Source organism: Micromonospora sp. NPDC093244, assembly GCF_040683695.1.
Lineage (GTDB): Bacteria > Actinomycetota > Actinomycetes > Mycobacteriales > Micromonosporaceae > Micromonospora.
Map to the genome: position 1 here is coordinate 368,330 of NZ_JBFBEO010000003.1, position 13,355 is coordinate 381,684.

A 13,355-nucleotide genomic window follows, 5' to 3' on the forward strand; every position below is an offset into this window, starting at 1 on the left:
CGACAAGGGAGCCTTCGTTGACCTCGGAACCTGCCCTGCTCGACGCACTGCGCGCACCCGCGACGCCTCCCCCACTGGACTGGCTGACCCTCGGCGACGCGTTCGAGGCCGCCTGCCTGCTGCGGTGCACGCCGCCGCCGACAGCCGCCCGGCCGGGCACCCCGTACGCGCCAGGCGTGGAGTTCAACCGGGAGGACGCCGCGCAGCGGATGCGTCAGCTGCTCGGCCGGCTGGACATCCCGGTGACCCACGAGACCGCCGTCGGTGGTCTGCGGCGCCGCTACGAACTGCACAGGCTCTGGGTGCCGCGCGAGCACCACGGCGCGTACACCCGGTTGTTGGACGCCGGCTGGCGGCAGGGGCGTCGGGAACTGCTCGGCGGGCCGGCTCCCGGCGCGTCGCCGGCCCGGCGGCTGTGGGTGTCCCGTCTGGCGGCGGCGGCCTGGCGGTCGGCGCTGCTGGCCGGTGGACGGCACGTCCGCCGGCACATCCTCGGCGTCCGGATCACCGACCGGGAGCTGGCCGCGGTGCTGATCCGCGCCGCCGCCGTGCTCGACGTGCCGGCCCGGCTCCGCCCGGGTACCGGCTGTTTCCTGGTCAGCGTCGCCGACGGCCCCGACCGGGAGCGGATCCTGCGCAGCGCGACCCTGGAGCCGGCACGCCGTCAGGTCTGCTGAGTCGACGCCGTTGACGCGCCGGCCGCGCGGACGGGCTTGCGCCCGCGCTGCCGACGGCGCACAGTGCAGCGCGTGAGGCGTACCTCGTCCAGTCGGCCCGGCCACCGCCGCGCGGGCCCGGCGGCCCTGTTGACGCTGCTGCTGGCCGTGACCCTGACCGCCGCCGGCTGCCGGGACACCGCGAACGAGCCGCTGCGCATCCGGATCGCCACCGGGAGCCCCACAGCCGTCTACTACGCCTTCGGCCAGTCCCTGGCGACAATCCTCAACCGGGAGATGCCCGACGTGCGGGCAAGCGTGGTGGTCACCGCCGCCTCGGCGGAGAACGTCAGACTTGTCGGCTCCGGCGCCGCCGAGCTGGGCTTCACCCAGGCCGACGTGCTGCCCAGAGCCTCGGCGAAGGACTCGCCCGTCGACGCCATCGCCCGGGTGTACGACGACCAGCTGCACCTGGTCACCACGGGTGGCGGCGCGGTGCGCACCCTCGCCGACCTGCGGGGCCGGCGGGTCTCCGTGGGCGCGCCAGGATCGGGCACCGAGATCACCGCGACCCGGCTGCTGGAGGTGGCGCGGCTCGGCGGTGACGAGGTACGCCGCGAGCGGCTCGGCCTGGACGACTCGGTGGCCGCCCTGCGCTCCGGGCGGATCGACGCGTTCTTCTTCTCCGGCGGGCTGCCGGTGCGCGGCATCGAGGAGCTGGCCTGGCGCAGCGCCACCCGGATCGTCGACCTGAGCGCGCTTACCGAGCCGTTGCGCTCCCGCTACGGGCCGGTCTACGTCTCGCGGGACATACCCCGCTCGGTGTACGGCATGGACCCGGTGACCACTGTGGCCGACCCGAACTACCTGATCGTGCGGGCCAACCTGCCGGAGCGGGTGGTCCGGGAGGTGACCAGGCTGCTGATGGAGCGCCGGGCCGAGCTGGGCGCGGCCCATCCGGCGGCCGGACGGATGAGCCCCCGCTCGGCGATCGTCACCGCACCGCTGTCGCTGCACCCGGGCGCCGCCCAGTGGTACCGCGCGGCCAAACCCTGAGCACCCGCTACGGGACGGGGCACGCGTCGCCGGCGGGTTCGGTGTCCGCATCCGGCCGGTCGGCGTCTGCCGGGGGCCCCGGGAACCACAGACCGGCGATCAGCCCCCGCGGCTCCCCCGCGCGCATCGTGAGCCGCCCGTCGGACGCGTCCACGAGCACGGCGACGATGGTCAGGCCGAGCCCGGCGCCGTCGACGTTCTGCGCGTCCGGCGCCCGCCAGAACCGCTCGGTGGCCTGGCCGAGCTGACTCTCGGTCATGCCCGGGCCGGAGTCGCGCACCTCCAGGGCCACCCCGTGGTCACCGAGAGCCACGGTCACCGTCACCGTCCCGCCGGCACCGCTGAACTTCACCGCGTTGTCGATCAACGCGTCGAGGGCCTGGTCGACGGCTGTCGGCACGGTGCGGGCGTACGCCGGGGCGTCGCCCGGGGCCAGCCGCAACGTGACCGACCGGTGCCGCGCCAGCGGCGCCCACGCGGCCACCCGGGACGCCGCCACCGCCGCCGCGTCGACGGTGACCCGCTCGTTCTCCTCGCGTTCGGCACGGGCCAGGGTGAGCAACGCGTCGAGCACAAGCGCCAGCCGGTCGGTCTCCTCCAGCGCCAACCGGTGCTCGGAGCGGCCGTCCACGTCGGTGAGGCTGGGGCCCAGCTCCTCCACCCGCAGCCGAAGCGCCGTCAGCGGGTTGCGCAGCTGGTGACTGGCGTGCGCCACGAAGGCGCGCTGCCGGTCCATCACGTCGGAGACCACGTCGGCCATGTGGTTGAAGCTGGCCGCGAGCCGGCGCAGCTCGGGCGGGCCCAGGCGGTGCTGCACCCGCGCGCCCCGGTCGCCCTCGGCGATCTCGTGGGTGACCGCGTCCAGCTCGGTGACCGGCCGCAGCACCCACCCGGCCAGCCCGAACGCGGTGAGCACGCAGGCCAGCACGGCGAGCAGACCCGCCAGCGCGAGCAGCAACCACCAGGCGGCGACGGCCCGGCGGATCGGGCCGGCCGGGGTCACGATCACCACCGCGCCGAGGACCTCACCACCGTCGCTCACCGGCACGGCCACCACCACCGGGCCCGTCGTCCACGGCCACACCGACTGCGGAGCACTGGCCTGCTGCCCGGACAGCGCGACGTCCAGGGCCGTGGTGGTCGCGGTCGGCTGCCACCGAGGCGAGGCGACAAGGGTCCCCCGGTCCCGGTCGACGACTGCCGCGCCGATCGCGTACAACTCGTCGTAGCTGCGCAACTCCGACTCGATCGGGTCCGGGCCGCCGCCGCGCAACGTCGGCCCGGCCAGCGAGGCGAACCGGGTGGCGTCGGCCAGCCGGTCGGCGCGCACCCGTTCGGTCTCACTGGCGGCCAGGGTGGCGGCCAGCGGTGTCTCCAGGGCGATGAGGACGAGCACCATCAGCAGCAGGTAGCTGATCACCAGTCGGCGACGCACGGCGGCTCCTCAGACCTCGCGCAGCCGGTAGCCGACCCCGCGTACGGTCTCCACCAGGCGGGCGTCGCCCAGCTTGCCGCGCAGCGACCCCACGTGCACCTCGACTGTGTGCCGGTCGGCCCAGGTGGTGCCCCAGGCGTCGAGCAGGATGCGGTCCCGGGGCACCGCCACCCCGGGCTGGCGGGCCAGCGACAGCAGCACGTCGAACTCCTTGCGGGTCAACGTGACCAGCCGGCCGTCGACAGTCACCGTCCGGGCCGTCACGTCGATGCGCACCGACCCGGCCTCGATCAGGTGCCGCTCCGGCGCGGCGTTCGCGGCCCGGCGCAGCACCGCCTCGATCCGGGCCTGCAACTCCACCATCGAGAACGGTTTGACCACGTAGTCGTCGGCGCCGAGGCGCAGCCCGAGCACCCGGTCGCGCTCCTCACCCCGCGCGGTCACCGCGATGATGCCGAGCTGACTGCTGCGTCGGCGCAACGCCCGGCACAGGTCGGTGCCGTCCCCGTCGGGCAGCGTCAGGTCGAGCAGGACCAGGTCGCACGGGGCGGCCGAGAGCGCCGCGGCGACGGTGGCGGCGTGCTCGACCTCGTATCCGCGCCGGCCGAGAGCCGAGGAGAGCGCGGCGGCCACCCGGCGGTCGTCCTCCACCAGCAGGATCCGCACCCGTGCCCCCGTCCCTCGCAGCGCCGTCCTGCGAATGGTGGCAGAAGCGGGCGGCGAGCGGGAGGCCCGCCCACCGGGGGCGGACGCTCAGAGGCCGAAGACGTCGTCGGCGACGCTGTCCCGGACACCGTCGGTGAAGCCCCGAAAGCCCGGGTCGTCGTGGCGGGCCGGGACGCTCGTGACGTTCACGCCGCTGGCCTGGGTGACCGCGTCGACCAGGGGCGGAAAGTCGATCTCGGCGTCGTCGAAGGCGTCGTCGTCCGCCTCGGCCAGATTGATCACCTGCTGCACGTCGTCGGACGGGGTGTCCGGATCCGCGGCCCACTCGCCACCGGCCCGGTAGCACTCGTCGTACAGCGCCCGCTGGCTGTCGGTCCAGTCGTCGTCGTAGCTCTCCATCGCCATCCCCTCCGCGGCCGTTGCACCTGAGCATGCCGGGCCGCGCCCGGCGTCGGCGGCGGTACGGCCGAAACGCGTACCCGCCGACGTAGGCTGCGGAGGTGATCTACAAGCTGCTGCCGACTGTCGAGTGGGACGACGCCCGGGCGGCCGGGCACCTGGCCGGCTCGGCGGTGGACCGGCAGGACGGTTTCATCCACCTCTCCGCAGCCGAGCAGGTGGTGGAGACGGCCCGTCGGCACTTCGCCGGCACCACCGGGCTGACCCTGCTGAGCGTGCGCGAGGACCGGTTGGGTGACGCGCTGCGGTGGGAACCGTCGCGCGGCGGGCAGCTCTTTCCGCACCTGTACGGTCCCCTGCCGGTCACCGCCGTGGTGGACGCGCGGGTGCTGCCGGTGGACGTCCCGGTCGCCGACGCGGTGGCCGCGCTCCTGAGCTGACGCGACCGTGCCCGGTCCGACGGCGTCGGGCCGGGCGCGGGATCGTCGGGTCAGCGGCAGAGGCGGGCGATCTCCTCCTGGAACCGGTCCATCGGGTTCTCCTCGGCGGGGCCGAGCAGGTAGGTCTTCAACTCCCGGCGCGCCTCGGTCATCGGGTCGTCACCGGCCCGGGTCACCGACACGATCTTCTCCAGCTCACCGCAGTCCTTCGAGAGCAGGTACGCGGCCCGCGTGGTGGGGAACTCCCTGCGGAACTCGTCCTCCGGGAGGCCTGCCGGGTTGGCCACCACGTACGGACGCTGGCTCTGCACGAAGTCGGAGACCACACTGGACACGTCGCTGACCAGCAGGTCGGTCTGGTTGAAGCAGTCGAACAACGCAGGCGTGCGGCCCGTGATGACCAGGTGCGCGGTGCCGTCCAGAGAGGACGCGTTCGGGTTGCCGCCGGCGGCACGGATCGCGCCGACGATCCGCTCGTGCACGCTCCGGGCCGCCGTCGACCGCGACCCGGTGAGCGGGTGCGGCTTGTAGATCAGACGCACCCGGGGGTTCGTGGCCAGCAGCCCCTTGACGATCCGCTCACCCATCAGCACGAGCGAGGTGTGGTACGGGTCGTCGTCGAGCCAGCCCTCCCAGGTGGGCGCGTACAGCACCGTGAACGGCCGGTCCACCGACTCGGCGCCGAACGTGTGCACACCGGCGAGCTGCGGCCGGCCGATCTCGACGATGTCCGAGTCGAGCACACCCACACCGGCGCGGGCGTACCGCTCCCGGCCGGCCAGTCCGGCGACCCAGACCTCGTCGTACACCTTGCTGTACGGGTTGACGCTTGCCTGCTTGTCGCTGTCACCGTGCCCGACGAAGACGTGCTTCGTGGTGGGCTCGCGCAGCATGTGGATGTTCGCGCCGACGTTCGCGGCGTAGAGCGCCGCGCGGATGCTGCCGAGTTCCAGGTTCATGAAGTCCACCCCGGCCGGTACGCAGATCACCGGCAGCCGGGTGTCGGCCAGCTCCAGGAACGCGTCCCGACTGCGCATCAGCACCACCGCGCGCTGCTGGAGCGCCTCGGTGGGAGCGAGCCACATGTTCGCCTGGTAGACGTCCTTCGCCGGGCCGGCGAAGTAGAGCGCCACCTCGGGCCGGTAGGTGTCCAGCCACCGCTGCACGGCGGGCAGCAGCGGACCCGGACCCGAGCCCCGGCCGCGCAGCCAGGTCAGCGCGATGATCGCGCCCACCACGCCGGTCGCCGCCACGGCCACCGCCGCGGCGACGAAGAACGGGGTCACGTCGTGCTGCACCGCGGCGGCCACCGCCGCCGGCACCAGCAGCAGGTTGAGCAGGGGCATCCGCTCGCCGGCCACGGCCGCGGCCCAGGCCGGCGGCTGGGGGGCCGAGCGCAGCGGACCCAGTTCGATGTTGCGCACCATGGCGGAGAGCGGGTTACGACGCTCGATCATGGTGGTCAGGGCGCCGGCGAAGACCGACACGACCCACACGACTGCCGGCAGGGCGAGCAGCCAGGACAGCTCATGGCCGTTGAGGGACACCTCGGCGGCGACCAGCAGCACGGCGGCGAGATCCCGGGTCAACTGCCGGTACGAGAAGTGCAGGCCGACCTTCTCCAGCAGCAGCTGCGACGGTGGCGACCAGCGGGCCACGGCGAACTCGCCAACCACCGCGACCAGCCCGGCGACGGCGAACAGAGCGATCCAACCGAAGGTGCCGGCGACGAGCATGACCAGGTAGGACAGCACCAGCAGCGCGCTGCGGGCGGCGACGCCGAGGCGTCCCGATAACGTGCCGAACAAAGGTACAGCTCCCTACGAGAGTGGTGACCGTCTGGGCGCGTGGCCCTGGATGGCGACGCCGGATGGGGACGGCCTGCGTACGACGCGGGGGCCACGCGGCGATGCGGAGGTCGCAGCCTCGCGCGCCACCGACGGGTCGGCCCCGCCACCGCGCACGCCACGTCCCATGTCCGAACTCCTGAAGTGCAGTGTGCCACGCGCGGACCCGCCCGAAACCGCGCCTCGGGCCGTCCGCGCGTGACTGCGACCTTAACGCCGTGGAACACCGAGGGATCACCCGGGTATCGGACCGCAATCCGGGCACCTGACGGGTCCCGCCGCTGTGCGGCGGGTCACAACCGGGCGCCGACACGCCACGGCCCGGACGCGACGAGGCGTCCGGGCCGTGGTGTCGACGTATCCCGGCAGGTCAGCCGCCGGGGGTCGGGGACGCGGTGGTCCGGTAGCAGTTCATCGCGCCGGGTGGGTTGCGCGACGCGATCAGCTCCAGACCCAGGTACGGCGCGGCGTCGGCGACGATGGTGTTGGACTTCCAGACACAGACCGTGCTGACCCCCACCCGGCGCATCGCGCCGTCCGCCTCGTAGATCGAAACGGTCCGGTCGGCGTCGGCCAGTCTCGCCAGCAGCAGCCGGTCCCGGGAGAACTCCGTGTCGATCCCGTAGTCGGTGAGGTAGAGGTCGCGGGGAAGCACCACCCGGACCTCGGTGGTGACCTCCGGGAGTGACCGCATGACCGACGACGGCGCGAGCACCAGGCCCGGCGGGCGGTTGTCCAGCCTCTTGATCCAGAAGGAGGACGCCTTGCGGGCCACCGGCATCCGCCAGGTGGGCTCCGTCTGGACCACGTCGTCTTTCCACATGGGCTTGCCCTGGGTGTAGAAGATGCACACCAGCACGGCGGGGAGCGCGAAGGCCAGGACACGGTTGACCCGGGCCAGTTGGGGCAGCCGGGGCAGCCGGACGACGGCCAGCATGCCGACGAGCGCCGGCACCGGCAGGATCCACGGCACCCGCCAGAGCACCGCCCGCAGACCGCTGAGGTCACCGGCGACCTTGAGGATCCCGGGGATCAGCAGGACCGTCACCGCGAGCACGGCACCGGCGGCGAGCTGCCGGGGCGCGCCCGCGCGCAGCACCAGAGGCGACCACCACACGGCGAGCCCGGCGATGACGCCGAGGATGCCGAGCCACAGGGTGAGCTCGTAGATGGTCCGCAGCGGCAGCAGCGGCGCGTACGTGGCGACCGTCGTCTCGATCCCGCCGCGCAGGACCTGCACGAGCGCGCCGGACAGCACCGGGTAGAGCGACACTGCCGCGAAGCACAGGACGGCGTCGCGCACCCGCCTGGTGGCCAGCAGCGCGACACCCGCCGCGGCGCCGATCAGGGGAAGGAGCATCACGGCCGTGGTGGTGTAGCCGACGCTCGCCACGGAGAGCAGGGTGAGCAGGATCAGCGAACGCCGGGAACGGCGCTCCAGGTAGTCGGTGAAGTACACCCAGGCCAGTGGGATGAGCGCGTGCACGAAGACGCTCTTGCCCTGGGTCAGCCGGGGCAGGTGGTACGTGTTCAAGGAGTCGGCGAAGTACGCCACCAGCAGGATGTAGGCCGCCGCCACGCCGAACGCGACGAGCGGACGTCGCGGCGCCCACCGCTGCACGAGACGCCACAGCGCGAAGATGGCGAAGACGGCGAGCACCGGCAGCAGCAGGTACCACGTCGCGGACGCGGCGTGCACGTGCAGGACGCGCGCCATCGCCCCGATGAAGACCTCGAAGGACGGCAGGGGCGGATTCGCCGAGCCGGCCGGCAGGACGCCCTCGGTGAACAGGAAGTCCCGGAACGGGATCTCGTCCCGCTCGGCCACCCAGACGGACTTGCCGACGTAGAAGACGTCGTCGAGGGAGACCCGAGCGATGAGCGTGGCGAAGTAGGCGGCGGCCAGCGAGACGACGAGGACCACCCAGCCCTGCGCCGGGGTGGTGCCCCGGCTTGCCGCAGCGGTGCCCCTGTCGACCGCGGCGCCGCGGCGCGACACGGCCAGCCACGCCGAGATGACCGAGACCAGGCCGAGCCCGATCGCCAGCCACCAGGTCACCGTGCCCGTGCCGAGGGACGCGAACAGCGCCGCGCCGAGCGCGGAGCCGAGGGGCAGGGCGTACCGGCGCAGCAGCGCCGTCCGGTCGACGGGCGGCTCGGCGGGCGCGCTCGCCGGCTCGTCGTCGGCGGGCCGGACGACCTCGTCCCGCTGCCGGAGCTTCCAGGTCACGTACGCCACGACCGGCAGCAGGACCACCCAGCCGATGAAGACGACCGAGGGACGCAGGGCGAGACCGAGGTTGAGGTGGTAGAGCAGCGTCCAGAGGGCGAAGCCGACCACCGCCGCGTCGGTGAACAGGACGGGTGCGGCTGCCACACCGGCGTTGAGTCGACCGATCAGACTCCGGCCGCGCCCGGACCGGTTGGTGCCCGCCGCTGCGGGGCCCGCGATCGGGGCGGTCTCTCGGTCGGCTGGCGCTGGCGCCACAACAGCGTCTTCGACTTTCGTCACGGGTCGTCCTTGTCGTCCGGCGGCGAGTGTGGGGGCGGAAATTGGATGTGGTCTCGGTGACAGCCCGATGTCAATGGGGCAGCCTAGCGGAGGCGGGCGGGGAATCCGGGCCCACCGTTTGGAGGGTGTCGCGGGGCCGGTCAGCCGGCCATCGGAGCTGCTCGGGGGTGCGGCACGGCACCTGTCACGCCGAGCCCGGCGACCACCGACTCGACGAGCCGCTCCAGGTAACTGTCGGTGAGCGGGAGCCGGGCGATGGCGAGCCGCCAGTAGAGCGGGCCGACGATGAGGTCGATCGCGGCGTCCGGGTCGGTGTCGGCGGGCAGCTCTCCCCGCTGCACGGCCCGGCCGACCAGACGACCGCCGATGTCCTGCTGGCGGGCCTGGAGCACCTGACGCAGGGTCGCGTCGATGCTGGGGTTGCGGGCGGCCTCGGCCAGCAGGTCGGGAATGATCTGCGAGGCCAGCGGGTGGCGCAGCGCATGCGCCACGGCCTGGAACAGCAGCGTGAGGTCGCCGCGCAGGGTGCCGGTGTCAAGCGCCGGGAGCTTGCCGTGCGCCGCCGCCGCGACGATCTCCACGACCAGGTCGAGCTTGGAGCTCCACCGGCGGTAGATCGCCGTCTTGCTGACGCCGGCCCGGCGGGCGACCGCCTCGATGGAGAGCCGGCCGTAGCCGACCGCGGCGAGCTCCTGCATCAGCGCGCGCCGGATGGCCGTGGTGATCTCTCCACGGAGCACCGCCGCGCCGGCCGGAGCACGCCTCTTCTCGGACGTCACCAGGGACTCTTCTCGCAGGTCACGACGGCCAGCGTAGCGCAACGACGATACGGTTGCGTCCCGACGTGTTTCGGACTACTGTCCACGCAGCGACGAGGCGGCGCCCCGCGCACAACTCCCACTAGGATCCCATCGTCGCGAGCAACCCCGTCTGCACGAAAGATCGGAGCGCCATATCCATGGCCACCACCGCGCTGGTCGACCCCGACACGGGCCTGACCCAGGCGCAGCTGGCCGCTCGGCACGGGCTACGGGTCGCCGGTGAGCGACCGAGCCTCGTCGAGTACAGCCGCCGACTGTGGGCCTACCGGCATTTCATCGCCGCGTACGCCAACGCCAAGCTGGTCGCCTCGTACAGCAACGCCAAGCTGGGCCAGCTCTGGCAGGTGCTCACACCGCTGACCAACGCGGCGGTCTACTACCTGATCTTCGGGGTGGTGCTGGCTCAGAACAGCATTCCGAACTTCATCGCCTACCTGACCACCGGGCTGTTCATCTTCAACTTCACCCAGAGCGCGGTGCTGGCGGGCACCCAGTCGATCAGCAGCAACCTCGGGCTGATCCGGGCGTTGCACTTCCCCCGGGCCAGCCTGCCGCTGTCCACCACGATCACCCAGTTCCAGCAGTTGCTGGCGTCGATGGTGGTGCTGATCGGCATCGTGCTGGTCACCGGCGAGCCGATCACGCTGAAGTGGTTGCTGCTGGTGCCGGCCCTGCTGCTGCAGGCGGTGTTCAACGCCGGCGTGGTGCTGCTGGTTGCCCGGCTGGGCTCCAAGTCCAGCGACCTGAAGCAGGTCATGCCGTTCGTCATGCGCACCTGGATGTACGGCTCCGGTGTCCTGTACAGCGTCAGCCTCTTCGAACGGCTGCCCGCCTGGGCGACGACGCTCGTGCAGTACAACCCGCTGCTGGTCTACATCGAGCTGGCCCGCTACTCCCTGCTGGAGCAGGCGCCACTGCTCAACGAGTCGCTGACCCGGCTCTGGCTGGTCGCTGCGGGTTGGGCGCTGGTGGCCGGGCTCGGCGGTTTCATCTACTTCTGGCGCGGCGAACAGGAGTACGGCCGTGGTTGAGCACATCGGGGCCTCCACCGAGGCGACCGCGACACTGACCGCCACCCAGGAGCGCATCCCGACCGTGGTGGTCGACGACGCGCACATCATCTACCGGGTGCACCAGGGCGCCTCCGGTGGCACCACGCCGGTGGCCGCGCTGCGCCGGCTGGTCAAGCGCACCCACGCGCCGAACGTCCGGGAGGTGCACGCGGTCAAGGGCGTCTCGTTCACCGCGTACCGGGGCGAGGCGATCGGGCTGATCGGCAGCAACGGCTCCGGCAAGTCCACGATCCTGCGGGCCATCGCCGGCCTGCTGCCGGTCAACAGGGGCGCGATCCACACCCAGGGGCAGCCGTCGCTGCTCGGCGTGAACGCGGCACTGCTCAACGACCTGTCGGGCGAGCGCAACGTGGTGCTCGGCTGCCTGGCCATGGGGATGCACCCGGACGACGTGGCCAAGCAGGCCCAGGGGATCATCGACTTCTCCGGGATCAACGACCGGGGCGACTTCGCCAGCCTGCCGATGCGGACGTACTCGTCGGGCATGGCGGCCCGGCTGCGGTTCTCCATCGCCGCCGCGAAGAAGCACGACGTGCTGCTCATCGACGAGGCGCTCGCCACCGGCGACAAGGGCTTCCGCAAGCGCAGCGAGCAGCGGGTACGGGAACTGCGCGAGGGCGCCGGCACGGTGTTCCTGGTCAGCCACCAGCTCTCCTCGGTACGCGACACCTGTGAGCGGACGATCTGGCTGGAATCGGGCGTCATCCGGATGGACGGCCCCACCGACGAGGTCATCCGCGAATACGAGGCGTACGCGAACAGCAAGTAGAAGTGCCGGCGAACCTCCGGCATCGACACGACGCCATGGACCGCGTCGCCCGCGTTGGGGTGGCGCGGTCCGCGCGTTAAGGTTCATCCCGTCGCCGCTCGGGCGGAACCTTCCGTTAACGCATTCGACGAGAGTGAGGATCCGGCAATGACGCAGGACCAGACCACTGGCCCGGACGCCGCAACGGAGACCCCGGCACCGTGGCGGCCCTCGCGGACAGTGGCCGTGGTGCTGGCGGGCGGCACCGGGACCCGGCTGGGCCTCGGCATCCCGAAGCAGCTCCTGAAGATCGCCGGTAAGCCGATCATCGAGCACACCCTGGCGGTCTTCGAGGCGGCACCGGAGATCGACGAGATCATCGTGCTGATGGCCGCCGGCCACGTCGAGGACGCCCGGCAGATCGTCGAGAAGGCCGGCCTGCGCAAGGTCACCAAGGTGATCGAGGGTGGCGACACCCGCAACGCGACGACCCGGATCGCCCTGGACGCCGTCGGCCCGGCCGACTGCAACATCCTCTTCCACGACGCGGTACGCCCGCTGCTCAGCGGCCGGATCGTGCGCGAGTGCGTGAACGCGCTCTGGACCTACGACGCAGTGGACGTGGCCATCCCCTCCGCGGACACGATCATCCAGGTCGACGACAACGACTGCATCACCGACATCCCGATGCGTTCCCGCCTGCGCCGTGGCCAGACCCCGCAGGCGTTCCGCTCCCCCACCATCCGCGAGGCGTACCGGATCGCCGAGGGCGACCCGGACTTCGCCGCGACCGACGACTGCGGCGTGGTGCTGCACTACCTGCCCGGTACCCCGATCAAGGTGATCGACGGTTCCGACGAGAACATCAAGGTCACCCACCCGGTCGACGTGCACCTGGCGGACAAGCTCTTCCAGCTCGCCGCCGCGCAGGCGCCCCGGCTCACCGACCACCGCAGCTACGCCGAGGAGCTGACCGGCCGCACCATCGTGGTGTTCGGCGGCAGCTACGGCATCGGTCACGAGCTGGCCGAGTTGGCCCGCCGCTACGGCGCGCAGGTCTTCCCGTTCAGCCGCTCCACCACCGGCACCCACGTCGAGCGCGCCGAGGACGTCGAGGCCGCGCTGAAGACCGCGTTCGAGGCCACCGGCCGCATCGACCACGTGGTGGTCACCGCCGGGATCCTGGAGAAGGGCGCCCTCGCCGAGATGGACGAGGAGACGATGGACCGGGTGCTCCAGGTCAACTTCGTCGGCCCGGTGACCATCGCGCGGCAGTCCCTTCCGTACCTCCAGCAGACCAAGGGCCAGCTGCTGCTCTACACCTCCAGTTCGTACACCCGGGGGCGGGCCCGCTACGCGCTCTACTCGGCCACGAAGGCCGCCCTGGTCAACCTCACCCAGGCGCTCGCCGACGAGTGGGCCGACGTCGGCGTCCGGGTCAACTGCATCAACCCGGAGCGGACCGCCACCCCGATGCGCACCCGGGCGTTCGGCGAGGAGCCGGAGCACACCCTGCTCGCCGCCGAGGCCGTCGCCCAGTCGTCGCTTGACGTGCTGATCTCCGACCTGACCGGCCAGGTGATCGACGTACGCCGGGCGCCCGGTGACGGGCCGAGCGTGCCGGCGCAGTCCGGCCCGGACCGGGCCGAGGCACCGGCGGCGGCCTCCGCGAACTGACGGCGGCGAGGGCGGAAAGCGGAGC

The 13,355-nt window shown here is 72.3% G+C and carries 12 protein-coding genes; 6 read left to right on the forward strand and 6 right to left on the reverse strand.

Annotation, left to right across the window (positions count from 1 at the left end; all coding sequences use genetic code 11):
• The first annotated feature begins 17 nt into the window (after positions 1 to 17).
• Together AB0N27_RS20265 and AB0N27_RS20270 are read left to right on the forward strand one after the other, a co-directional pair.
• Entirely contained in the window at positions 18 to 677 is a 660-nt protein-coding gene (locus AB0N27_RS20265) for a hypothetical protein (protein WP_364371775.1), read from the forward strand.
• A gap of 72 nt (positions 678 to 749) precedes the next feature.
• Entirely contained in the window at positions 750 to 1,712 is a 963-nt protein-coding gene (locus AB0N27_RS20270) for a TAXI family TRAP transporter solute-binding subunit (RefSeq protein WP_364371778.1), read from the forward strand.
• Between the two features lie 7 nt (positions 1,713 to 1,719).
• Here AB0N27_RS20270 and AB0N27_RS20275 read toward each other — a convergent pair whose 3' ends face one another.
• From AB0N27_RS20275 to AB0N27_RS20285, 3 genes are all read right to left on the reverse strand, one after another.
• Positions 1,720 to 3,147 (reverse strand): HAMP domain-containing sensor histidine kinase, encoded by a 1,428-nt coding sequence (locus tag AB0N27_RS20275; RefSeq protein WP_364371781.1) that lies wholly within the window; start codon positions 3,145 to 3,147, stop codon positions 1,720 to 1,722.
• 9 nt (positions 3,148 to 3,156) lie between these two features.
• Positions 3,157 to 3,813, reverse strand: a complete 657-nt coding sequence (locus tag AB0N27_RS20280) for a response regulator transcription factor (RefSeq protein WP_357985654.1) — start codon at positions 3,811 to 3,813, stop codon at positions 3,157 to 3,159.
• Between the two features lie 87 nt (positions 3,814 to 3,900).
• Positions 3,901 to 4,212, reverse strand: a complete 312-nt coding sequence (locus AB0N27_RS20285; protein ID WP_139583969.1) for a hypothetical protein — start codon at positions 4,210 to 4,212, stop codon at positions 3,901 to 3,903.
• Positions 4,213 to 4,313: 101 nt separating this feature from the next.
• On the opposite strand from AB0N27_RS20285, the gene AB0N27_RS20290 reads away from it, so the two are divergent.
• Entirely contained in the window at positions 4,314 to 4,652 is a 339-nt protein-coding gene (locus AB0N27_RS20290; RefSeq protein ID WP_364371785.1) for a DUF952 domain-containing protein, read from the forward strand.
• 50 nt (positions 4,653 to 4,702) lie between these two features.
• Here AB0N27_RS20290 and AB0N27_RS20295 read toward each other — a convergent pair whose 3' ends face one another.
• The 3 genes from AB0N27_RS20295 to AB0N27_RS20305 all read right to left on the reverse strand — a co-directional run bounded on the left by AB0N27_RS20295 (position 4,703) and on the right by AB0N27_RS20305 (position 9,751).
• Positions 4,703 to 6,460, reverse strand: a complete 1,758-nt coding sequence (locus AB0N27_RS20295) for a CDP-glycerol glycerophosphotransferase family protein (protein WP_364371788.1) — start codon at positions 6,458 to 6,460, stop codon at positions 4,703 to 4,705.
• Positions 6,461 to 6,869: 409 nt separating this feature from the next.
• A complete protein-coding gene (locus tag AB0N27_RS20300) occupies positions 6,870 to 9,011 on the reverse strand; it encodes a DUF6077 domain-containing protein (RefSeq protein WP_364371791.1) in 2,142 nt (713 codons plus the stop codon).
• 140 nt (positions 9,012 to 9,151) lie between these two features.
• Positions 9,152 to 9,751: a TetR/AcrR family transcriptional regulator gene (locus tag AB0N27_RS20305; RefSeq protein ID WP_364372143.1), complete on the reverse strand. Its 600-nt coding sequence runs from the start codon at positions 9,749 to 9,751 to the stop codon at positions 9,152 to 9,154.
• A gap of 218 nt (positions 9,752 to 9,969) precedes the next feature.
• On the opposite strand from AB0N27_RS20305, the gene AB0N27_RS20310 reads away from it, so the two are divergent.
• The 3 genes from AB0N27_RS20310 (at position 9,970) to AB0N27_RS20320 (ending at position 13,330) form a co-directional block, all read left to right on the forward strand.
• Positions 9,970 to 10,863, forward strand: coding sequence for an ABC transporter permease (locus AB0N27_RS20310; protein WP_364371794.1), 894 nt, complete (start codon positions 9,970 to 9,972; stop codon positions 10,861 to 10,863).
• Positions 10,856 to 11,674: an ABC transporter ATP-binding protein gene (locus AB0N27_RS20315; RefSeq protein WP_364371797.1), complete on the forward strand. Its 819-nt coding sequence runs from the start codon at positions 10,856 to 10,858 to the stop codon at positions 11,672 to 11,674. The genes AB0N27_RS20310 and AB0N27_RS20315 overlap by 8 nt, the downstream gene beginning before the upstream one ends.
• Before the next feature lie 147 nt (positions 11,675 to 11,821).
• Positions 11,822 to 13,330 carry a bifunctional cytidylyltransferase/SDR family oxidoreductase gene (locus tag AB0N27_RS20320; protein WP_364371800.1) on the forward strand — a complete coding sequence of 503 codons (1,509 nt, stop codon included), beginning with the start codon at positions 11,822 to 11,824 and terminating at the stop codon, positions 13,328 to 13,330.
• The last annotated feature ends 25 nt before the right edge of the window (positions 13,331 to 13,355 follow it).